The following is a 21142-nucleotide window of genomic DNA, read 5'->3' as shown; positions in this document are numbered from 1 at the left end:
TGCTCATGACCACAAAATTATCTACGGAACAAACGAAAAATAATCCCGTCTACCGTTACTGGGTACTGGTAGGCATGGTTTTAATTGCAGGCTTTTCGCAAGGAATGCTGCTGCCTGTTCTGGCTGTCATGCTTGAAGGCTCCGGAGTGTCTTCTTCTGCCAACGGCTTAAACGCGGCAGCCCTCTACATAGGAATTATATTAATCTCTCCATTTATTGAGAAGCCTGTCAGAAAATACGGCTATAAACCCGTTATTATAGTGGGCCTGGTTTTAGTCTGTTTTTCTTTACTGCTCTTTCCTTTATGGCAGGCATTCTGGTTCTGGTTTGCCTTAAGAATGGTAGTAGGCATAGCAGACAATTTAATACATTTTTCCACTCAGGTGTGGATAAGTACGACAAGCTCGAGGAAAAACCGCGGCCGGCAGCTGTCTTTATATGGCCTCGCGTTTGGAATGGGCTTTGGACTGGGACCAATGATGACAAGACTGCTGGAAATAAATGATTATCTGCCGTTTGTTATAGCCTCAGCTGCCAGTGTGATCGCCTGGGTGTTTATGCTTTTCCTTAAAAATGAGTGGCCTGCCAGAGATTTTGAAACAGGTTCACAGCTTAATACATTTATCCGCTATAAGAAAGTTTTAAAACTGGCCTGGTTTGCCCTTCTTCCCGGTTTTTTCTTTGGGTATATGGAGGCTTCCCTGCATGGCAATTACCCGGTATATGCCCTTCGTATGGGTATTGATATTCAGTTTGTGACTGTTTTACTGCTTCCCGGTTTTGTATTCGGAAGCCTGATTACGCAGCTGCCTTTAGGTATTTTAAGTGATAAACTAGGACGGAACAAAGTCCTGCTTGGCCTCATTTCCACAGGCCTTGTCATTTTTTTCAGTATGTCTTTTGCTGAACACATCCCCTGGCTTTTATTCACTTTATTTGTTATTGCCGGTATGCTTCTCGGCTCTCTTTTCTCACTCGGTATCGCCTACTTGGCAGACCTGGTCCCGGCAAACCTTCTGCCTACAGGCAATGTGATGACTGCCGTACTTTTTGCTGTCGGAAGCATGACCGGTCCGGTAGTCGGCGGCATTCTGATTGAAGTCGTTGGAGAAGGCGCCATCTATTACTCTCTTAGCGCCATGCTCGCCGCCATGCTGGCAGCCGGCCTCATTTTCCAGGCACAGCTCAAAAGACAGGCCCGAGCCGACAGACAGGCCGCATAAAACCCAACAACTGGGGGGGCAGACCCCCCAGTTATTTACAATCAAAAACCCCGATGAGAGAAAGATCTCATCATCGGGGCAAGTGTTATTATTTAAATACTTCCTCAAGTACTTTAGATGCTTCCGCATTATTTAAGTTCTTCGAAATGGACTCTGCAGGTTTAGTCCTGAGGCTGCTTTCCAGCGAACGGATATTTTCCGTTTCACCTACAAGGTAAATTTCCTGCCAGTCCCAGTCTTTCTTCAGTCTTTCAATGTTTCCGGCCATTTTTTTATAGAACCGGTTGCGGTTCTCAGCAAACCGCTGATCAATCTTGTCTACGTGGCTTGCACCTGAAGCCGTTCTGTCTGAAGAAGCAAGTCCTTCTTTAAAGGTCCACTCTTCACTTCCCGGATCAAATTCATACGTTCTTTCATCATGGATTTCTCCAAGTGACGTATCAAGCACTCTTACTTCATCCAGATTTGGAAGGACCACGCCTGAACGCGGATAATGTTTCTGAATCTCTTCAAGCTGATCAAGAACAGGGCCTTCCTCCCAATGGAAACTAGTTTCCACCGGCACTTGCAAGTAGTGTACGTTAAACAGATCTTCTTTTTCTGACGCAAAGATCACAACGCTTTTTTGGAAGTTTGTTCTGTTGGACTGAATCTCATCGTCCACTTTCTTCTTAAGCTTTTTATAACTTTTAATTTCACTTTCGTCTCCAGAAGCATCTAAATACTCCTGAATCCGTTTTAAACCGTTCTTCAGTCTGATTTGCCACTCGCCTTTTTGCTGGTCCTGGTTGGCAGGGTCAGTGTTTAAATATACGGTTAACACACATTTTTCATCGGAACATTTAAAATCTTTTAATTTTTGAACTTCATCTAATAATGCCATGTGTTGTCATTCCTCCTTACGATCGCTTGTATAATTCTGTAGCCGAATCAGAGACAATTAAAACTTCTTTTCTTTAAAAATAGAAAATATATGCAGGAAGTATTTGATTAAGCTGCTAAAAAAGAACGACCGCGCTTATGACAGGTCCCGCAGGGCGTACTGCTCAACGGGTAAAAAGATAAGCTGTTTTCTTGCCCCCTCACCAGGTCTACCGCCAATCCCCGCCAAAACCCTTCTAAAAACATGAAAAAAACCCCTTTTAAAAAAAGAGGCTTTCCATACTAAACAGTTATTCTTCAAGTTTCTTTTGCCCGGTATCAGGAGGCAGAAGTGCCTCAGGGTCAGGGTCCATTGTAGTCTCAGCTTCAATAGTTTCCCTTTCTTCAAACTTACTCTTAAGCCCTTTAATTTCTTCTGTCGAGTCCTGTACAGCTTCAAGTAAATCAAATACATGTGCTTTTAGACTCTTCGACGTCTCCACCAGTTTTTCAACATCATCTGAGGCTGAATCTACAATGGCAGAAATCTTATCGCCAGATGAACGAAGTTGCTGAACAACCGTATCGCGATTTTCATTGATTACCTGAAACCAGTGTTTTGTCTGCGAAGAGGCAGTGCTTACAAAGTCTGTTACTCCCTCACGTGTTTTTTTGTTTGATGCGACAAAAATAGACCCTGCTATTACACTTAGAACCGATCCGCTGATAACCCATTTCTTCGTCTGTTTTTCCATTTTTCGTGCCTCCATTCAAATGTTGGTTTCCCTGTCTCTTATTATCTTACCAACAAAGGGAAACCTCAAACAAACGTTTTCTAAGCTTTCATGTAATAAATTTCCCCTTCACTCCTTTCCGCTTTGACTTCTCCCCGTTCTTCAAGTAAATCCAAATGTCCTAATGTCTCTGAAAAAGTAAGAGCTGTCTGCTTCCTGTAAATTTCAGGATACATTTTTTGACATAAGCTAAATACCTGAATAGGGTCTTCTCCCATTTTGCGTTTGAAGACCTGTGCTTTTTTATCCATTGCGTGGATGCGTTCTTCAATTAATTCTTTCGGTTTCCTGATCATGCTGCCGTGGCCTGAAAAAATTAAAGAGGCGTTTATGCATTTTTTGAGAGCCTCGCGGTATTGCAATAAGGTTTTCGGCCGTTCCGTTTCGTTAAAGTAAGGGGCTTCTATAATTGCATTGGAAGAAATATGTTCGATAAGGTGGTCACCCGCGACCATCGTCCCGTCTTTTTCTCTAATAAGTGACAGATGGCTCTGGGCATGCCCCGGTGTTTCCAATACCCGCCATCCCGGCAGACCGTCGATTAAATCACCTTCTTCTAAAATAAAGTCAACAGAGGCCGGAGATGTAAAGTCCATATAATAGTTTTGAGAGCGGTCCATCTCCCTTACCCAGGACTCAGGCACCCCATGTTCCCTGTAAAACCTGTAAAAAAATTGTCTTGTTCTGGAGTAGAACTGTTCATCTTTTTCCAGCCAAGGCTTTAATTTTAGATGCCCTGCTATTTTAGCGTTAGGAAGAAACTCTCCGATCAGCCCGACATGGTCGGGATGGTGATGGGTAAGTACGACAAGTTCAATATCTTTAAAACTGAGATTTAATTCTGCCAGTGAATTTTCCATCTGCTCCCTGGCTTCTGCAGTCTTAGGACCTGTATCCACTAATGTCAACGCATCTCCCTTTATTAAATAAGTATTGACGGGGCCTACTAAAAACGGAGTTGGAATCGTTATTTGATAAATTTCTTTAGAACGCTGAATCATTGTCGTTTTCATACTATCCTCCTGTTTTTGTTAAATTACGATCACAGTGACCGATATAATGAATGGGCGCTCATTCAATTATTACTTATTTTACCTTATTAAAATGACATATCAAATCATAAGTAACCCTTGCCCTATATCTCCTGTGAAAAACGCGGTGCTTAAGTTCTTGGAAAAAGCATAGCGAGGTCTCTATATATGCGTTTGTTAAGAAATGTTAAGGGTATTAAGAGATAAATAGACTTTTTACAACAAATTTATCCAAAGTTCGCAAAATTGTAACAGTTTTCACATATTTCTATAACGTTTTTTATTTATAATGAAATAGAAAGAAAATTTCGATTAAAAGGATGATCACAAATGAGAAAACGTTTCCACAAAAGTTTTGAAGAATTAGTTAAAGAGAATAAACAGGAAATTATGCAAGATCAGAAAGCTATTATTCAAATTGAAAAAAAGATCGATGAGAAATATAATAGCAGGGATCTTCAAAAAGCTTGAAAGACACTGAGCTTTTTATCCATGGCAGCCAAAGACTGCTTGCTCCCTGACATGTTCCCTGCCGGCGTGTGTTCCTGCAGATTTCATGCTTACAAGTTAAAAACCTCATACCTTCTTTAAAAAAAGCTGACCCTGCAGAATAAAAGGATCAGCTTTTTGTATGCAGTTACTGATATTTTTTAATTAACGTTTGAAATTTTAACGCGTGGCCCAAGTCTCCATGAACTTTCAGCTTACCGCTCATATAGGCCATAGTAGGATTTAAATCATCATGTGCCAGTTTTATAAAATTTTTATCACTCATCTCCAGAGTCAGACGGGGCTCCCATTCAATATTTTCTTTATACTCTGCCCTTTGGTTTTCAACCTTCAGCTGGTACTTTCCTTCTTCCTCACCAGATAAGTTAAACTGATAGACATACGTTAAGCCTTCAATGTGCCTGGGATCCTCATTCATTTTGGAAGTTAACTCCTCAAAAGTACTTTTTACTGACATTTTCTACACCCCCTTAAAAATGATTGAATGTTCATTCATTTATTTATTATACAATAGTTTTACGATTTTAGGTAAAAGAAAAAACCCTCTAAACAGAGGATTTTACAAAGCCACAGTCTTTTCACTCATGTGACCAGCTATCTGAGCACGTGTTAAATCAGCTAATTCCTGGTCAGACACGGCTGGATCCTGCTGATGTATACGGATAGGTTCCGAGATGGTCACAGTGACATCGGCCGGAGTAATTTTGTTTTTGTTGGCCTCCATCATATTATATGACCCTTCTATGGTCACTGGAAGTATAGCAACCTTTGACCTCGTGGCCAGTTTAAAGCTTCCTTTTTTAAATTCTCCAACAGGCCCGCCTTTACTTCTGGTTCCTTCCGGAAACACCACAAGATTTCTGCCTTTCCTCAAGGCGTCAGCGCCATCCAGTATAGATTTAACTGCCTGTCTCCGGTTTTTCCGATCCATAAAAATACATCCCATATAAGTCATCCATGAACTGATCATAGGTATTTTTTTCACTTCTACCTTAGAAATAAATCCAATATTTAAACCAAGATTACCGAGGAGCACAGGAATATCGAAATTTCCCTGATGATTACTTACGATCAGGACAGGTTCATCGTCCGGTATCCATTCCTGCCCTCTCACATGAACCCTTCCGCCTGCCAGTTTCACTAATCTTCTAGCCCAATTTGACGATTTTTTATATATAAAAGCATCCAGTTCGACTGTTTTCCCTCTATTTTTAAGGTATCTTGCTTTCAGTAAAGCAGGTGAAATGACTAGTAAATAAATAAAAAAATAAATAAACCATATTCCTGTTCTAAGCATGCTGATCATCCATTTCTGTCCATTTATATTTTTATATTATAGCAGAAAACGAAGACACCCGATGACTGCATTCTTTCGATACTGTGAAAATTATTAATTGATTTATAAAGTTTTTATATTACCGTTGACTTATATAAACGAATGGTTATATAATGAGCTGTGAATTAACCTGTCATTTTAAAGGAGCCAGGCCGCCTTCATATTAATTGATAAAGAAGCCTGAAAACAATCTTACATAATTCAGCCACAGGGAGGAGTGCCACTATGACTAAAGAACCTTTAGAAGATGATGGAAAAGGCATAGGTTTTTTTGAAAGATATCTCACTGTATGGGTTATTCTTTGTATCATAGCCGGAGTAGCCGTCGGACAGTTTTTGCCTGCTGTACCTGAAACATTAAGCAGATTTGAATATGCCCAGGTTTCTATTCCAGTTGCCATTTTGATCTGGTTAATGATTTATCCAATGATGGCCCAGATTGATTTTTCCAGTATCGTAAATGCGGGAAAAAAACCAAAAGGTTTGATTGTGACACTAGCAGTAAACTGGTTAATAAAGCCTTTTACCATGTTTTTCATCGCCTGGCTTTTCTTCACCGTTATTTTTTCACCTTTTATTCCAGCAGATCTTGCGTCCCAATACATTGCAGGAGCCGTTTTACTTGGGGCTGCGCCATGTACTGCTATGGTTTTCGTATGGAGTTACTTAACAAGAGGGAACGCTGGATACACGTTAGTGCAAGTATCCGTGAATGATATCATTTTGATTTTTGCCTACGGGCCGATTGTCATGCTTTTACTCCGCATTAATAATATTGTTGTTCCTTTTGATACGATTTTCTTATCAATCGTTTTATTCATTATCATTCCGCTGGCGGCCGGCTATATTTCCCGTGTAGTTCTTATTAAACGTAAAGGCCTGGACTGGTTTGAAAATGTGTTCTTAAAAAGCGCCGGAAAATTTACGATAGCCGGGTTATTACTAACCTTAATCATTATTTTTTCCTTCCAGGGAGATGTGATTTTAAATAACCCATTTCATATCGGACTGATTGCTGTTCCGCTTATTATCCAAACGTTATTTATTTTTGTTATCGCCTATGTTTGGGCTCAGAAATGGAAAATTGAGCACAGTGTAGCTGCGCCGGCAGCGATGATTGGCACAAGTAATTTCTTTGAGCTTGCCGTAGCCGTGGCCATTGCATTATTTGGGCTAAACTCGGGCGCTACGCTCGTCACCGTCGTCGGCGTACTTGTGGAAGTTCCGCTCATGCTGTTCTTAGTAAGGATAGCAAATAAAACGAGACACTGGTTCCCTGAAACCAGGCTCGTAAAAGTAAAAGGGCACTAATTAAATTTAATTTCATAAACAAAGGAGTTTTAATGATGTCAAAACCCGTTATTTATTTTTTATGCACAGGCAACTCATGCAGAAGCCAGATGGCCGAAGCTTTCGGAAAGCACTACCTGCAGGACAAATATGAAGTGTATTCGGCTGGAATTGAAGCCCATGGTGTGAATCCTAAAGCGGTAAAAGCTATGAAAGAGGCCGGAATAGATATAACTGGCCAAACCTCCGATACTATTGATCCTGATTTGCTGCAAAAAGCACACCTGGTCGTTACATTATGTGGCCATGCTAATGATGTTTGTCCAGCAACACCGCCTGATAAAGAACGTGTACACTGGGGGTTTGATGACCCGGCTAAAGCCGAAGGAACAGACGAAGAGAAATGGGCAGTATTTCAGCGCGTTCGGGACGAAATAGGTGACCGGATTAAAACCTTTGCAGAAACTGGAAAATAATTCACTCTTGTGTAAGGGGTTGTCCCAAAAGTCTAACTTTTGAGGCAACCCCTTTTTTTGATTAAGTGTGCAATTAATTATTTTCCGGACAGCCTTTTAGTGGTTAACCAACTTTTTTAATGATTCCAGACCTGTTGTTTCTCCTGCCTGCCATGGCACAATAGCTGTCTTTTCGGATAATTTGCTTTTAACTTTTTCTATCCACTGCTGTTCTGCGAAAGATCGGCCTTTCAGCACCGGGTCTGTTGTCCCTGCAGCCTGGAAACTCTGGTTAATGATCCACCATGCCGGCTCAATCCCTGCACGGCGCAGGTCTTCCTGCAGACGGTCCGCTTCAAATACCGGGGTGGCTTCCGGAAGAGAAATAAGTGAAACAACTGTCTGCTCAGGATCACGGAGACGAGGCAGCAGTTTTTTTACAGAGTCAGGCATATCACCTGAACTCCGCTCTACTTCACGGTAATATGACTCAGCCGCGTCAAGGAGAAGCAGTGTATGGCCTGTAGGCGCGGTATCAATGACTACAAAGGCATCTTCCGCCTTGTCGACAACCTCCGCAAATGCCCTGAAGACAGCAATTTCTTCTGTACAGGGCGACTCCAGATCTTCTTTAATATAGGTCAGTTCATCTTCTGTGAGATCCCCGCTGACATTTGAAAGCACATGCTTTTTATAATTTTCAACTTCGGTTTTCGGATCAACTTTGCTGACTTGCAGGGTACCTTCATACGTCTCCTGGTTTAACACATGTGTTAAATGAGCTGCAGGGTCAGTCGTTGTCAAGTGAACGTTACAGCCTCGTTCAGCGAGCTCTGCTGCAACTGCTGCGGCGATCGTTGTCTTGCCGACACCGCCCTTACCCATCGTCATGAATACGCCCCGGCTCCGTTCAGCCAGGTCGTCTACTACTGCTTTAACCGGTGGAAGATCATGGGCAGCCTGATCAGCAGGTAATTCATTTTCAAAAGACACGTCTGAATCAAAAAACTTTCTTAAAGCCTGAAGTCCTGTTAAGTTAAAAGGAACGAGCGGCATGTAATACGTCTGCATCTCCTGAAAAAAACCAGACATATTGTTAAGCGCTCCCTGCTGCTTTTTTTCAAGCATAACAGCAACCTCATCATCCGACTGACGGCTGAATACCCCGTTAATAATGAGGGTCTGATTAGTGACTCCAATCTCAGCCAATTCTTTGCCTGCACGCTCTGCTTCATCCAATGAGCCTGCATCAGGCCTTGCTACTAAGACGAGAATGGTTTCCTCACTATTTGATAATGCCTCAACTGTTTCGGCATACAGCCCTTTTTTCTTTTCAAGGCCAGTAAGCGGGCCAAGACAGGAGGCGCCGTGTTCATTATCTTCCAAAAAGTCAGTCCACGCGGCCGGGAGCTGGAGAAGCCTGAGCGTATGGCCTGTAGGTGCTGTATCAAAAATGATATGGTCGAACGCCTCAGTCGTTTCACGGTTGGCCAGAAGATTAGTAAATTCGTCAAAAGCTGCTATTTCTACGGTGCATGCTCCGGAAAGTTGTTCTTCCATATTTTTTAAAGCTGATTCCGGAAGCTTGCCTCTGTATGGCCCGATCATTTTTTCCCGGTACTGTCTTGCAGCTTCTTCGGGATCCAGGTTCGCCGCATACAAATTCGGTACCGAACTGACAGGAGATGGATCATTTTTCAATTCCATCCCAAATACATCCTGCAGATTGGATGCGGGGTCTGTGCTGACAATCAATACTTTTTTGCCCTGATCAGCTAAAGAAACAGCTGTGGCACAGGCAGTTGATGTTTTACCGACACCGCCTTTTCCCGTAAAAAATAAATGCCGGGTCGTCGAAATATCACTTGGGGAAAGTCTTTTCATAGGAAATACTCCTTTTAATAACTGAATTATTTTGATTACATAACGACTCCATTATATTATTATTTGGTTATATAATCAAATTGATATGTATTTTTAAAAAATAAAAAGTCCGGCTTTGCCAGCCGGACTTTCCTATTACCAGTCAGAAAGAAGAGACCCCCTTTTATCTTTTCTCCTCTGACACTCTTCACACAATGCCTCTTCCGTGTGTTTCGAAGATCCGCATTTTGGACATTCATTTAATAGCATCGTTTTTAGTGTCGTTTTGTTTAATAGATCTGATAATTGATTTACAGGATGTTTTTGAATGGACGGGCAGGCCTTTTCACAAATATCGCAATTTACGCACCGGCCCGCTTCAAACTCAAGCGCTTTTAAACTGTCTTTTTCAACTACTTTTAAGGCACCGGCAGGACAGAGACTCGAACAGGTTTGACAAATGTTACAGTCTCCTTTTACATTTATTCCGGTAAGGTTAAGCTTGTCAGAGAGCGTTTTTGAATTTGCCATATTCATTTTTAGAAGTTCCTGATGTTTTTTTAGATACGCGATCGTATATTGCCTTTTTTGGGTTGGAGCGATTTTCTCTTTTAAATCTATGACTTCTTTATAAGAGTCAAGGATTAAATCTCCAATTTGGCTTTTTGTCTGCTGGGAAGTCATCTTGAATAACTCTCTGCGGTTATAGGTTCTGTTGGCGCCGCTCTTCTCTTCCTTATTAGTGACTAAAGGGACCTTCGGTGATTCCGTATGTTCATTCCACTCGGCAAGCCATTTTAACCCTTCTTCAGGCTCCCATGCTGCCTCACAGTTTTTGCATTGCTTATAGTCGCAGTATACTTCACACTTTTTCTCATAAAGTGCGCTGATCATTAAATGCTCAGGAGACAGGGACTTTAAACAGGGGAAGGTCACATCCTCTTCATCGTTTGAACTTTGAATTGTACAAGCAAATGTTACTGCTTCTTTTTGTGAGATTCTGTTATCATATTTGTCCATCATTTCTGCTTCAAAATATAAGGCTTCTGTTGGGCATGTGTGTACACATTGCCCGCAGCTGCGGCAACGGTCCTCTTCCATCTCAACTTTTCCATTTACAAGTGATAATGCGCCATAAGGACAGACTTTTATACATTTATCACAGTCACTGAATTTATATCGATTTCGCAAACATTTTTTTTCGTTAATGCGGAGAGAGGACCTCTCCTTAACCCGCTTATACAGAAATTGTCGCCACATACCCTCACCCCCCTGAGTCTTAAACAGTCATTGCTTATATTTATTATAACTTTTATAAAACCATAGTAACTGCTGGAGATTTGAATATATTTTGGAGTTTTTAATAAACGAACGTGAATCGTTTATTAATATAAAGGTGTGAGAGACTTTAGCTTAGGGAAAAAAGAAAATAAAATCACGTGTTTAGAGGAGGCAGTTAAGATGAAAAGATTTCATATCATTGCAGAAGGAAGAGTCCAAGGTGTCGGATTCCGCTATCAGGCACAATTAAATGCCCAGGAACGAAACCTTACCGGCTGGGTCAAAAACAAACTGGATGGCACTGTGGAAATGGAAGTTCAGGGGAATGAGGATGAGATTGAGTCGTTTATGTCCTCTCTTAAAAATCTCCGTTTTCCGGTGAAAATCGAAAACCTTCAGACTGAAGAAATTGAAACAGCAGAAAACGAAAAGGAATTTTCCGTTAAAGGATAAGTTCAATTTTAAAACTTTTACAGTTACAGAAATTATCAGATCACCTGTTTAGGGGTACAGGGCGGCTCCTCATGCTGGCCATGGCACCTATAAGCTGGTGATCTTTGTTTCGGTTTTTGGGGCGGGTACACGCTGGCAAGTAGGACCTGTCTTTAAGCGGGCCTTGGCTTCTGGACTTCTCCCCTCCCGCCATGGGGGTTAAACAGTTTAGTATCCGCATGCTCGATCACAATACCACTTTCTTTTGAGATCGACATACTCCCCGCCGCATCCCCAAATTTTATTAATAATCCCCAAACCTTTCTTTAAAAGGAATAATATGTTTTACTTTTCACAATTTCGCCATCCCTTTGAAACGGGATCGTCACTTTTATACCCTTCAATGTATGAAAAACCACTGTATACTCTAATTAAGTTAGTTAGTAGCCACTAACACATATCCAAAGAATTTATAACTTAATTAAGTATCAGAGCGTAAGAGGGGAATTGTTCACACTGTGGACAGGGGGAAATTTAATATATTAAAGGAAAGAGGGATTTATTATGTTTATGGATTTTATCAGGAATAACAAGATTGCTGCAGGAGTACTCACTTTTCTTCGCCTTTACATCGGATGGCAATGGATGACAGCGGGCTGGGGGAAAATTACCGGTCCTGAGGGTTTTGATGCAAGCGGGTATTTAACAGGGGTGGTCAATAACGAAGCTGTCATTGAAACGTATCCGACGTACCACGCGTTTATTGAAAGTTTTGCCCTGCCAAACGCAGGCGTGTTCAGTTTCATGGTCGCTTGGGGTGAATTTCTTGTAGGTTTAGGTTTAATTTTAGGAATATTAACTACAGCTGCTGCCTTTTTCGGAATTATGATGAACTTTGCATTTATGTTTGCCGGCACAGTTTCTTCTAATCCATTCTTAGTATTGTTAACTATTTTCATTTTAGTGGCTGGGCACAACGCCGGAAGATTTGGCGGAGACTATTTTGTGATTCCTTACCTTCGTGCTAAACTGTTTAAAAACAGAGAGCAGATACCAGTGAATCAGACAGCTTAACACAATCCTTTAGAAAAAGCAGATCCTTTACGGATCTGCTTTTTCTGTGTAATGTCAGCCCCTCTTATCCTCCAGCTGGCCTATGCCGAAGTTCTGGAACACTGTGTTATCCGGCTCCTGGTAAACTTCCCTGCCTGCAATCCGGTTGATTACAGTCATATTCCTCTGAACCGATAAAGCAAGGTTGGTGGCGCCGGCCCCGTGGGAGTGTTCCAGATTTGTCAGTGTAAAAATATGATGAGAACGATCTTTTTTAAATTGAAGCCTGTAATCCCTTGTAACCGCATAACGCTTGCTGTCTTCCCACTCAATCAGATCGTTAAATTTAGTAAGCCAGTCGGGGATATCCGGTTTATAGCCGGTGGCCAGAATAATTTTATCCGCCTGAATTGTGAAAGTCTGCTCCTGCTGGGTCTGATAACAGGTAATTTGGTACCCTTTTTCTTCCTGTTTAATATCCTTCAATTGAGTGTTAGCCTGAATAGCGGCCGCCGGGTCATTCGTATGGACAGACCGGTGATACAACAGATCATAAATATCGTGAAGCGTACTTTCTTCTACTCCATTTCTGAGCTGCGATAAATTCGGCAGTTCGCTTTTTCTTTTTTCGTAAGAGAGACTGTGGAAGTAATCAATATAATCAGGAGAAAAGACTTCCTGACCTAACTTTCCTGCTTCTAACTGAAAAAAACCTGGTGAGCGTGTCAGCCAGTATAGAAAAGGTTTTCCGCGCTCCTGTTTCTGCAGCTGTTCCAGGAAAACTTCAGCTGCACTCTGCCCGGAGCCTGCTATAACTATAGCGTCTGCTTTTTCGTATTCTTCTTTATAATACTGATACTGGCTTGTATGGAGAACGTCTTCAGAAGGAAATTGGTCAAATCCGGCAGGGATGGCCGGTTTCGTCCCCGTACCTAACACGATATGTTTAGCAAAAAAACGTTCAGTGACTTTTGTTTCGCGGTTTTCTACAACCACTTCATAAAATGGATTGTCTTCGTCGGGGTGATCAATCACATCTGTTACTTTTGTTCCGAACTGGCAAGAGGAAAGCTGGCTGGCCACCCATTGGGCATAATCATTATACTCCCTGCGCGGGATATCAAACCGGTTAAAAAAATAAAATGTAAACAGCCGGTTATGCCGGTGCAGGTAATTTACAAAACTGAACCGGCTCGTAGGGTCTGCAAAAGTCACTAAATCCGCCAGGAAAGGTACCTGCAGATCTGCTCCTTCGATCAGCATGCCCGGATGCCAGTTAAATGTGGGAGTTTCATCAAAAAAAATTGCTTTAACGTCATCAATATCTTCTAACAGGGCTGCCATTCCTAAGTTAAACGGCCCTATTCCAATACCAATCAGATCGTAGGGGTTTGTCTGCTGCATTGTCTTCTCCTCACTTTCGGATTTACCCTTTATCATTTATTCCCTCAGCCAATGTGTTTTTAAACAAAAAAAAGAAAAGGGGGGAGACCCTTTTCCAAATAGGAGGTTTGAATCTGGTACACCTCCATCTATTTAAAAAAATGGAGATATAGCTATATGAAAATACTCATCTGTTAAAAAACAGTCGAGCAAAATAACCGTTTATTCACACGCTGGATTACGCGGTATTTTAGTAATAGAAATATCATTAATCATTCGGGTGCTTCTTTTGATGATACAAACGAAATTCACTGTCCAAATATAAGAAGGAATTTCCTGATCCTCTTTTTCAAACATCATGGCCTCAAATTCATCCCCTACTAATTCTTCAAATGTTTCCTGAGTATAAGTTTCGGTATCAGTAGAAAATGAGTGCCATTCACAGTATAGTTTTCTTGTTGTTGTTTTCATTTCTATCACAACCCCTTTCGTTAATCTCATTCTATCATGCCAAAAAAGGGAAATGTTTGTGAAATGTTGAACATATTTTGACCGTTTTTAAATCGCTTTCACTAAAACAGTTTTCTTTCATTTCTTTTTTAGTTTAGGCTATGATAGAACGAGAGGTGACTAACTTATGAAACCTGTTTATGCAGTCTGGCTGCGGAATGACTTCCGCATCAACGACAACCCGGCTATTCAGAAAGCCGTAGAAGTTGCCGCATCCGACGGCGGCCGAATCGTCATGTTTTTCCATCTTCATCCTGAATTTCTTCGGGACATAGACCTGCAATACGATTATTTTTTCCAGACTCTTCATCAGTTCAGAAATGACTGCCAGAGTAAAGGAATTAAAGTGGAGCTGCTTAAAGGTCCTGTCCAGGAAGCATTTCACACACTTGTAAGCTCTTATCCTGAGTTAAAGGCTGTCTTCTGCCTTGAAGACTACACGCCATTTGGCCGGACAAGAGATGAGGAAGTCATCCGCTTCCTTTTAAAATATAACGTCCAGCTTTTTCCTCTTGAAGGAAGCCATATTATACATCCAGAAAAAATCAAAAAAAGTGACGGCACGCCTTATCAGGTATTTACGCCTTATTTCAGGAACTGGAACAGGCATATAAAACCGTCTTTAGCTAACAGCCGTATAGATGACCTTAAGGAGTATTATGTGGATCCTAAAGAGGGCAAAACGTCCGCTGATAACTATTTTGAAAACGAACTTCTTCCCCGGTGTAAAAAAAGCTGGGGCAGCTTAGGAGAAAAAGCAGCAGTCAACCGCCTGGAAACATTTGTCGAGGAGAGGCTTACACATTATCACGATAACCGCGACCGGCCTGATTATTTTGGAACAAGCACACTCTCCCCATTTATTAAAACCGGTGCTCTGTCTGTCAGAATGGTTTACCATTCGGTTTCCAGCAGAATTGATGAGGCTGGCAAGGGGGCAGAAACCTTTTTGAAAGAGCTTGCCTGGCGGGATTTCTATGCTATGATTTACTATTTTTATCCTGAAACAAAAAATCAGGAGTACCAGGAAAAATACAGAAATATATTCTGGAACAGAGATGAGGAGCTGTTTACTAAATGGAAAGACGGAAACACCGGCTTTCCTATCGTCGACGCCGGAATGCGCCAGCTTAATCAGACCGGCTGGATGCATAACCGGCTGCGGATGATCACTGCTTCCTTTTTAACAAAAGATTATTTAATCGACTGGCGCCTTGGGGAAGAATACTTTTCCCGGAAGCTGATCGACTATGATGAAGCATCCAATGTAGGCGGCTGGCAGTGGGCGGCCTCGGTCGGTACAGATGCCGTGCCTTATTTCCGGGTATTTAACCCTGCCAGACAATCTGTTCGCTTCGACCCATACGGAAGCTTTATTAAAGAATTTGTCCCGGAATTAACAGAAGTACCTGAGAAATACATTCATACCCCTGAGAAGATGACAAGTGAAGAGGCAGAAATCACTTACCCGGAACCTACGGTGGACCATGCTGTCCAGAGAAAAAAAGCCATTGCGCTGTTTAAAGGAGTTGAAGAAGAGTGACGATCAGGAAACTGAAACAATCTGAGATCGAATACAGTATCCGTATGTCTGAATTTGCATTCCAGTACCATATGACCGATGAGGAACGCCAGGAAAGACTTGAAACTGTCAACCCAGATGAAACGTGGGTTATTGAAGAAAACGGAGAAATCATATCCAAGGCCTCAATTATACCTTTAGAAGTCTACATAAACGGAAAAGCCTTCAACATGGGCGGGGTTTCCGGTGTGGTGACATGGCCGGAGCACCGCCGCGGAGGCCTGGTCAGCCGGCTGATGAACCATTGTTTAAAAGAAATGAAACAGAAGGGGCAGACAATCTCCTTTCTTTACCCATTCAGTATTCCTTTTTACCGCAAATACGGCTGGGAACTTTTTGCTGATTCTGCTCTTCTTACTTTAACAAGAGAACAGCTTCCTAAATGCCAGCCTTGGAGAGGATTTGTGAGAAGAATTGATAAAGATCCGGCTCTCGTCGGCGCTGTGTACGAGAAATGGGCCTCACAATACAGCGGCGCCCTCCGGAGAAGTGAAAAATGGTGGAAGCAGTCCGTTTTTAAAAGGAAAAAAGGAACTGTCGCGGCTTATTATAATGAATCGGGTCATATCACAGGCTATCTCATCTATGAAATAAAAGACCGTAAAATGACGATCCATGAGCTTATTTGGTTAGATGCGGATACCCGGAGAGGGTTATGGAATTTTATTTCCAACCATGACTCGATGGCAGACACCATCAGTATCAAAGCCGCGGCGCATGACCGTCTGCCCTTCCTTTTGGAAGATCCGAAAATAAAACGGGAAGTGTCATCTTATTTTATGGCCCGGATTGTAGACGTTAAAGAATTTCTGGCCTTATTTCCTTTCGAAAACGAGGAAACAGCATCACCTGTGATTCTGCATGTAGAGGATAAGATATGTAAGTGGAATGAAGGAACTTATATTATAAAACCGGCAGGTGACGATGGCAGAAATCAAGTCGACTTTTTCCCATTACAACCTGAAAATGAAAAGAACAGGAAAACAGGCGCCAGCTGCCAGCATCCGCCAAAGAAGGGTTTAAAACTCTCTGTTCAGGCGCTGACTGCCGTGTTATTTGGTACTCAGTCTGTTCAGACACTTATAGAAGAAGAGTGGATTGCAGGCGACGATAAGTCCGCGGAACTGCTGGCCAGGCGTATCCCCCGGCAAAAACCTTTTATCTATGATTTCTTTTAAAATTTATGGTGATTAAAAAAATAACAGAGCCTTAATTATAGAAAGCAGCACAGGGGAAAATTCCCAGTGCTGCTTTTCTGGCTGCTTATATTATTCCCACATTTTCCTTAATGTTTTCATAGAAGCCTGTGACTGGCTGTAGCGGATAGGTAAATCAAAAGCTGTAGTCTGCTTTAAGATGCTTTTCTCATGTGTAAACGTATCAAAACTGTTTTTACCGTGATAAGACCCCATTCCGCTTTCGCCTACCCCGCCAAACGGAAGATAAGGTGTCGCTAAATGCATAATGGTATCATTAACACACCCGCCTCCGAAAGAGAGGTTGCCGAGAATCATTCCTTCATTCTCTTTACTTTCCGTAAACAGGTAGAGAGCTAGCGGATTAGGCCGCTGGCGAACGATATCTACTATTTCATAATCATGTTTATAAAACATGATTGGCAGGATGGGACCGAATATTTCTTCTGCCATGACTGCATCATCCATCGTCACATCCATCATAATTGTTGGTTCAACAAAACGGTTCTCCCGGTCATAATCTCCCCCGTAAAAAACCTTCTCTTTATCAATCAGAGACACCAAACGGTCTACGTGCTGTTCATTAATGATTTGAGGATAAGACTTATGACTTCGAGCTTCTTCGTCATACCACTTTTTTGTATAGTGTACGAGCTGTTTAAGGAATTTTCTGCGCCTTTTTTCAGGAACCAGAACATAGTCCGGGGCTACACAAGTCTGGCCCGCATTGATAAATTTCCCCCATACAATCCGCTTGGCGGCAAGCTTCAGGTTAGCGTCTTCCATGACGATCGCGGGACTTTTCCCGCCTAATTCCAGTGTGACCGGAGTGAGATGCTTTGAAGCGGCTTCCATAACTTTTTTCCCGACCTCCGTGCTTCCCGTAAAAAAGATATAATCAACGTTTTCATCCAGAAGGGCTTTAGAGACTTCCGCATCCCCTTCCACAACGGCGATATATTCTTCAGGGAAGGTGGCGGCAACCAGATCCCGGATGACTGAACTCGTATGAGGGGTAAATTCGGACGGTTTTAATATAGCTGTATTCCCTGACCCGATCGCACCGATTAATGGAGCGATGCAGAGTTGAAACGGGTAATTCCAAGGTGAGATGATGAGCGTAACACCGTAAGGCTCTTTGTATATGTAGCTTTTACCGCCTACATGCGACAAAGGAGTCTTAGCTTTACGCGGCTCTGCCCAGTAATCCATATTTTTAAGCATATCTTTTAATTCACTGTATAAAAAACCGATTTCAGTAAGAAATGCTTCGTGTTCCCCTTTATTTAAATCTTTTTTAACAGCTTTTAATATGTCCCTCTCCCGCTTTTTAATAGCTTCTTTAAGTTTAGTCAACTGTTCTTTTCTAAAAGAAAGACTTTTAGTTTCCCCGCTGTAAAAAAATTGTTTCTGTTTATGAACCAATGATTGAATAGCATCTTTCATTGCTGTTCCCCCCTTGTATGATAAAACTATCTCTCTGTAATCATTATATTCCCTTTATAGTCTGTCGTTAAGCGTCCCTGAAAAGTTACAAAGTTTACCTTTATTTAATCGGGCCTTTTTCAGTGCCGTACCGGATGACGTCAATAAATGCTTTTCCGTCACTGGGCTGCCCTTCTCCGAATTCAACAGGTAAAAGTGAGAAAAATACAAAATAAAGAGAAAAATAGCCAAACTGATAGAAAAATAAGTCTGCCGGCAGTATGTCCAGATGAATCAACGTATTGACGATAACAACGGACAGGATATTAAAAAAAGCGCCGCTGAGATAAATAATGGCATGTGTCCATCTGTTATTAATATCTAATTTTTCAAGCTGGGTCCAGGCATCCAGAAAATACACTCTTCTAATTTCGAAATCTCCTCTTTTGAACAATAATTTCCCGCGCCCGAATACAAACTTCATTTTCCCGCCAAATAAGTAGGTGCTCACAAAATGCCCGGATTCGTGAATAAAAGCGACAATAGGTAATATTATTCCGAGAGAAATCACAAAGGTAGGAATATCTGACCATCCGAACATTTCCTAACTAACCTCCCGTCAATTTCAGTTATCTACCGGATATTTACCACTTTAGGCATCGTATCAAACCCTCGCAAAACCAGTTTCATTGCAACGTTGAGAACCGGAGTGCTAGAATAATGACTTACCTAAAAAAACACCGCCTGCCTGTGGATCCCACTTTGGTGAGAAAAAGGAAGGCAGCAGTTTTGAGAAAGGGGTTCAAGAAAGCTTATGGTCGAACTTTTGTGGCAATATTTTTTAATTTTTATAATGGCGGCTACCCCTTGGCTTGAAATTCTTATTGTTATCCCGATTGGAATAGGAATGGGTCTGGACCCATTCTGGGTCGGCTTTATCTCGTTCGCAGGAAATTTCCTGCCGATATTGCTCATCATCTATTCCTTAAAATGGTTTCAGCGGACTAAGTGGTATAAACAATGGAAGGCCAGGCGCCGGAGGAAAAAAGAGCAGAAAGAACTTAAAAAACGTGAAGAGAGGGCTGTGACGGAAAACCAGGACCAGGAAGCAGCAGGTCATTCGGATCAGCCGGATACGCGGGATATCCGGGATGTGAGGCATGCGCCCCGTCCTCCAAAAAAAGCGAGACGAACTCGAAAAGAACAGGCAGCTTCCATTTTTCATAAATACGGCCTTCCCGGTTTAGCGATTCTTGGTCCAGCAGTGACAGGGATCCACTTAGCTGCAGTCATTGCTCTTTCCTTAAAAGCCGACCAGCATAAAACAACCGCATGGATGGGAGGCAGTCTTGTCGTCTGGACAATTATTCTGACTGCAGCCAGCTACTACGGCATCGATTGGGTGACCAACCTCTTCTCATAAGGAAATAACTGGGGGTCCAATAAATGGGGGGGCTGTCCCCCCATTTATTGGGATTTTCCATCTGGGCAGCCGCTCTGTTAAAGCTCAATGGCGCAAAGTGAATTGATAGTGAAGGACAAAAGGCGGCGACGCCCGAGGGGTTAAAGCTGAAGATCCAATTCAACGAAGCTTAAGGCTGAGTTGAATTTAGCTGAAGACAAGCCCCTGGGCAAACGTCCGACTGGCGGACTGAAATGACTGCTGTTAAAAAACATCTAAATAGATTTTCACGTATTGTAACTTAATACATATGGGAGGCGGCTCACCAGTTATTGGGATTTTCCCCTTCCGTCGATTGGCAAGGGCTCAATTTCTCCATTTTCTTTAAGCATCATATAGGAATCATACAAGTTGACTGCCGTACAGGCATGGTTAGGGATAAACTGAATTTTGTCCCCTAAGGCAAGATCCTGAAATAAGTGCATGTTTTCATCTGTTAAATCCGCAATTCCATGTTCCTCGGAAAGCCGGGTGATCGTCAGTAATTTATTGGAGAGCGCCTCCCCAAACCCGACCACTCCTTCCTTTCCGTGCGCCCCTTTTTCAGTTGTAAATGCTTTACTTCCTCCATCAAAAACAAGCCTGCAGTCTCTTTTAGAGACAAGCTGCGTCAGAATAGTGACAGCTGCTTCGTCTTTCTTTGCAACATTCAGGCTCATTTGCATACGATCAAAAAAGACGGCATTTCCAGGTCTTACTTCAGTCATCCCCTCATAAGAGGCCCCTTTTTCAAAAGTTGGCGTTGAGCCGATACTTCTGTTCTGAATTTCTATACCATGTTCCTCACAAAGCAGGGCAGATTCTACAACACTTTGTGCTTCCTCTTCCGCAATTTTCTCCAGTTCCTTCCGGGAGGCAGCTCCGTAGGAATGGCCTGCGTGAGTGAATAATCCGGTTAATTTTAACCCTTTCATCACTCTCACGTCTTTTGCCAGCTGCAACGTTTCCCTGCCAGGCTGAGTGCCACACCGGTTAAGCCCGGAATTCACTTTCAGCCAAACCTCTATCATATGGCCATCCGCAGCTCTGTTCATAATTTCTGCCTGCTCTTTACTGTCAATTGTAAAAATAAGGCGGGCCGATTTTTGATACGGAAATAACTTCTTGATTTTCTCACTCTCTACTAACGGGTGGGCGATTAAAATATCTTTTATCCCCGCCTCCAACAGCAGTTCTGCTTCTGACACTTTTGCCACCGTTATGCCTGCAGCTCCGGCCATTATTTGTTTATTCGCTATAAAAGAGGATTTATGTGTTTTAAAATGCGGTCTGACGCTGACTCTGTGTTTCTCCCCCACAGCAGCCATTCTGCGGATATTGCGATTCAGCTTTGCTTCATCGAGAAGGATGGCCGGAGTTTGAATTGTTTCATACATGTGTAAAAACCTCCTAGGTTTTAATAGTAAAAAAGTAGTTAATTAACCAGATAATCTGATATAATAAAAGGAAATATTA

The 21142-nt window shown here is 42.2% G+C and carries 21 protein-coding genes; 9 read left to right on the top strand and 12 right to left on the bottom strand.

Translation table 11 applies throughout. From position 1 onward, the window contains the following. Positions 1-5 precede the first annotated feature (5 nt). Positions 6-1223 (top strand): MFS transporter, encoded by a 1218-nt coding sequence (locus BMW59_RS06705; RefSeq protein ID WP_093049175.1) that lies wholly within the window; start codon positions 6-8, stop codon positions 1221-1223. An 88-nt stretch (positions 1224-1311) separates the two neighbouring features. On the opposite strand, the gene BMW59_RS06700 is transcribed toward BMW59_RS06705, so the two are convergent. The 3 genes from BMW59_RS06700 to BMW59_RS06690 all read right to left on the bottom strand — a co-directional run bounded on the left by BMW59_RS06700 (position 1312) and on the right by BMW59_RS06690 (position 3891). Next, a complete protein-coding gene (locus BMW59_RS06700) occupies positions 1312-2106 on the bottom strand; it encodes a VLRF1 family aeRF1-type release factor (protein ID WP_093049172.1) in 795 nt (264 codons plus the stop codon). 289 nt (positions 2107-2395) lie between these two features. After that, entirely contained in the window at positions 2396-2839 is a 444-nt protein-coding gene (locus BMW59_RS06695; RefSeq protein ID WP_093049168.1) for a hypothetical protein, read from the bottom strand. 80 nt (positions 2840-2919) lie between these two features. Beyond that, positions 2920-3891, bottom strand: coding sequence for an MBL fold metallo-hydrolase (locus tag BMW59_RS06690; protein WP_093049165.1), 972 nt, complete (start codon positions 3889-3891; stop codon positions 2920-2922). A gap of 348 nt (positions 3892-4239) precedes the next feature. On the opposite strand from BMW59_RS06690, the gene BMW59_RS06685 reads away from it, so the two are divergent. Then, complete coding sequence (locus BMW59_RS06685) at positions 4240-4380, top strand: FbpB family small basic protein (RefSeq protein WP_093049162.1); 141 nt, start codon at positions 4240-4242, stop codon at positions 4378-4380. A gap of 166 nt (positions 4381-4546) precedes the next feature. Here the strand turns inward: BMW59_RS06685 and BMW59_RS06680 are convergent, their stop codons facing one another. Then, positions 4547-4876: an SCP2 sterol-binding domain-containing protein gene (locus BMW59_RS06680; RefSeq protein WP_093049159.1), complete on the bottom strand. Its 330-nt coding sequence runs from the start codon at positions 4874-4876 to the stop codon at positions 4547-4549. 102 nt (positions 4877-4978) lie between these two features. Beyond that, positions 4979-5716, bottom strand: a complete 738-nt coding sequence (locus BMW59_RS06675; protein WP_093049156.1) for a lysophospholipid acyltransferase family protein — start codon at positions 5714-5716, stop codon at positions 4979-4981. Between the two features lie 264 nt (positions 5717-5980). Between BMW59_RS06675 and arsB the strand changes: the two genes are divergently transcribed. Together arsB and arsC are read left to right on the top strand one after the other, a co-directional pair. After that, the gene (gene arsB, locus BMW59_RS06670) at positions 5981-7066 is read left to right on the top strand and encodes an ACR3 family arsenite efflux transporter (protein ID WP_093049152.1); all 1086 of its coding nucleotides are present in this window, start codon (positions 5981-5983) and stop codon (positions 7064-7066) included. 35 nt (positions 7067-7101) lie between these two features. Further along, the gene (gene arsC / locus BMW59_RS06665; RefSeq protein ID WP_093049149.1) at positions 7102-7521 is read left to right on the top strand and encodes an arsenate reductase (thioredoxin); all 420 of its coding nucleotides are present in this window, start codon (positions 7102-7104) and stop codon (positions 7519-7521) included. A gap of 96 nt (positions 7522-7617) precedes the next feature. On the opposite strand, the gene arsA is transcribed toward arsC, so the two are convergent. Beyond that, positions 7618-9384, bottom strand: coding sequence for an arsenical pump-driving ATPase (arsA, locus tag BMW59_RS06660; protein ID WP_093049146.1), 1767 nt, complete (start codon positions 9382-9384; stop codon positions 7618-7620). A 135-nt stretch (positions 9385-9519) separates the two neighbouring features. Next, the gene (locus BMW59_RS06655) at positions 9520-10623 is read right to left on the bottom strand and encodes an NADH-quinone oxidoreductase subunit I (protein WP_093049143.1); all 1104 of its coding nucleotides are present in this window, start codon (positions 10621-10623) and stop codon (positions 9520-9522) included. 201 nt (positions 10624-10824) lie between these two features. On the opposite strand from BMW59_RS06655, the gene BMW59_RS06650 reads away from it, so the two are divergent. Together BMW59_RS06650 and BMW59_RS06645 are read left to right on the top strand one after the other, a co-directional pair. Next, positions 10825-11097 carry an acylphosphatase gene (locus BMW59_RS06650; protein WP_093049140.1) on the top strand — a complete coding sequence of 91 codons (273 nt, stop codon included), beginning with the start codon at positions 10825-10827 and terminating at the stop codon, positions 11095-11097. 543 nt (positions 11098-11640) lie between these two features. Beyond that, positions 11641-12150, top strand: coding sequence for a DoxX family protein (locus BMW59_RS06645; protein ID WP_093049136.1), 510 nt, complete (start codon positions 11641-11643; stop codon positions 12148-12150). A gap of 54 nt (positions 12151-12204) precedes the next feature. Here the strand turns inward: BMW59_RS06645 and BMW59_RS06640 are convergent, their stop codons facing one another. Both BMW59_RS06640 and BMW59_RS06635 read right to left on the bottom strand, forming a co-directional pair. Beyond that, entirely contained in the window at positions 12205-13533 is a 1329-nt protein-coding gene (locus BMW59_RS06640; protein ID WP_093049133.1) for a lysine N(6)-hydroxylase/L-ornithine N(5)-oxygenase family protein, read from the bottom strand. Between the two features lie 201 nt (positions 13534-13734). Beyond that, positions 13735-13983 (bottom strand): hypothetical protein, encoded by a 249-nt coding sequence (locus BMW59_RS06635; RefSeq protein ID WP_093049130.1) that lies wholly within the window; start codon positions 13981-13983, stop codon positions 13735-13737. Between the two features lie 166 nt (positions 13984-14149). Here BMW59_RS06635 and BMW59_RS06630 point away from each other — a divergent pair, with 166 nt between their 5' ends. After that, complete coding sequence (locus tag BMW59_RS06630) at positions 14150-15565, top strand: cryptochrome/photolyase family protein (protein ID WP_093049127.1); 1416 nt, start codon at positions 14150-14152, stop codon at positions 15563-15565. Beyond that, positions 15562-16782, top strand: a complete 1221-nt coding sequence (locus tag BMW59_RS06625) for a GNAT family N-acetyltransferase (RefSeq protein ID WP_093049124.1) — start codon at positions 15562-15564, stop codon at positions 16780-16782. Before BMW59_RS06630 ends, BMW59_RS06625 begins: the two co-directional genes overlap by 4 nt. A 90-nt stretch (positions 16783-16872) precedes the next feature. Here the strand turns inward: BMW59_RS06625 and BMW59_RS06620 are convergent, their stop codons facing one another. Together BMW59_RS06620 and BMW59_RS06615 are read right to left on the bottom strand one after the other, a co-directional pair. Further along, complete coding sequence (locus BMW59_RS06620) at positions 16873-18246, bottom strand: aldehyde dehydrogenase (protein ID WP_093049121.1); 1374 nt, start codon at positions 18244-18246, stop codon at positions 16873-16875. A 100-nt stretch (positions 18247-18346) separates the two neighbouring features. Then, positions 18347-18826, bottom strand: a complete 480-nt coding sequence (locus BMW59_RS06615; protein ID WP_093049118.1) for a site-2 protease family protein — start codon at positions 18824-18826, stop codon at positions 18347-18349. 213 nt (positions 18827-19039) lie between these two features. On the opposite strand from BMW59_RS06615, the gene BMW59_RS06610 reads away from it, so the two are divergent. Further along, positions 19040-19648, top strand: coding sequence for a small multi-drug export protein (locus BMW59_RS06610; RefSeq protein ID WP_093049115.1), 609 nt, complete (start codon positions 19040-19042; stop codon positions 19646-19648). Between the two features lie 308 nt (positions 19649-19956). Here the strand turns inward: BMW59_RS06610 and BMW59_RS06605 are convergent, their stop codons facing one another. Next, positions 19957-21063 carry an alanine racemase gene (locus BMW59_RS06605; protein ID WP_093049112.1) on the bottom strand — a complete coding sequence of 369 codons (1107 nt, stop codon included), beginning with the start codon at positions 21061-21063 and terminating at the stop codon, positions 19957-19959. Positions 21064-21142: the final 79 nt, after the last annotated feature.

This window comes from Salipaludibacillus aurantiacus, from assembly GCF_900111295.1.
Taxonomy (GTDB): domain Bacteria; phylum Bacillota; class Bacilli; order Bacillales; family Salisediminibacteriaceae; genus Salipaludibacillus; species Salipaludibacillus aurantiacus.
This window is presented reverse-complemented; position numbering and strand designations above follow the sequence as displayed.

Excerpts from the sequence above, each read along its gene's own strand:
- BMW59_RS06705 (WP_093049175.1), top strand. The coding sequence starts at position 6 with ATGACCACAAAATTATCTACGGAACAAACGAAAAATAATCCCGTCTAC.
- BMW59_RS06700 (WP_093049172.1), bottom strand. The coding sequence starts at position 2,106 with ATGGCATTATTAGATGAAGTTCAAAAATTAAAAGATTTTAAATGTTCC.
- BMW59_RS06695 (WP_093049168.1), bottom strand. The coding sequence starts at position 2,839 with ATGGAAAAACAGACGAAGAAATGGGTTATCAGCGGATCGGTTCTAAGT.
- BMW59_RS06690 (WP_093049165.1), bottom strand. The coding sequence starts at position 3,891 with ATGAAAACGACAATGATTCAGCGTTCTAAAGAAATTTATCAAATAACG.
- BMW59_RS06685 (WP_093049162.1), top strand. The coding sequence starts at position 4,240 with ATGAGAAAACGTTTCCACAAAAGTTTTGAAGAATTAGTTAAAGAGAAT.
- BMW59_RS06680 (WP_093049159.1), bottom strand. The coding sequence starts at position 4,876 with ATGTCAGTAAAAAGTACTTTTGAGGAGTTAACTTCCAAAATGAATGAG.
- BMW59_RS06675 (WP_093049156.1), bottom strand. The coding sequence starts at position 5,716 with ATGCTTAGAACAGGAATATGGTTTATTTATTTTTTTATTTATTTACTA.
- arsB (WP_093049152.1), top strand. The coding sequence starts at position 5,981 with ATGACTAAAGAACCTTTAGAAGATGATGGAAAAGGCATAGGTTTTTTT.
- arsC (WP_093049149.1), top strand. The coding sequence starts at position 7,102 with ATGTCAAAACCCGTTATTTATTTTTTATGCACAGGCAACTCATGCAGA.
- arsA (WP_093049146.1), bottom strand. The coding sequence starts at position 9,384 with ATGAAAAGACTTTCCCCAAGTGATATTTCGACGACCCGGCATTTATTT.
- BMW59_RS06655 (WP_093049143.1), bottom strand. The coding sequence starts at position 10,623 with ATGTGGCGACAATTTCTGTATAAGCGGGTTAAGGAGAGGTCCTCTCTC.
- BMW59_RS06650 (WP_093049140.1), top strand. The coding sequence starts at position 10,825 with ATGAAAAGATTTCATATCATTGCAGAAGGAAGAGTCCAAGGTGTCGGA.
- BMW59_RS06645 (WP_093049136.1), top strand. The coding sequence starts at position 11,641 with ATGTTTATGGATTTTATCAGGAATAACAAGATTGCTGCAGGAGTACTC.
- BMW59_RS06640 (WP_093049133.1), bottom strand. The coding sequence starts at position 13,533 with ATGCAGCAGACAAACCCCTACGATCTGATTGGTATTGGAATAGGGCCG.
- BMW59_RS06635 (WP_093049130.1), bottom strand. The coding sequence starts at position 13,983 with ATGAAAACAACAACAAGAAAACTATACTGTGAATGGCACTCATTTTCT.
- BMW59_RS06630 (WP_093049127.1), top strand. The coding sequence starts at position 14,150 with ATGAAACCTGTTTATGCAGTCTGGCTGCGGAATGACTTCCGCATCAAC.
- BMW59_RS06620 (WP_093049121.1), bottom strand. The coding sequence starts at position 18,246 with ATGAAAGATGCTATTCAATCATTGGTTCATAAACAGAAACAATTTTTT.
- BMW59_RS06615 (WP_093049118.1), bottom strand. The coding sequence starts at position 18,826 with ATGTTCGGATGGTCAGATATTCCTACCTTTGTGATTTCTCTCGGAATA.
- BMW59_RS06610 (WP_093049115.1), top strand. The coding sequence starts at position 19,040 with ATGGTCGAACTTTTGTGGCAATATTTTTTAATTTTTATAATGGCGGCT.
- BMW59_RS06605 (WP_093049112.1), bottom strand. The coding sequence starts at position 21,063 with ATGTATGAAACAATTCAAACTCCGGCCATCCTTCTCGATGAAGCAAAG.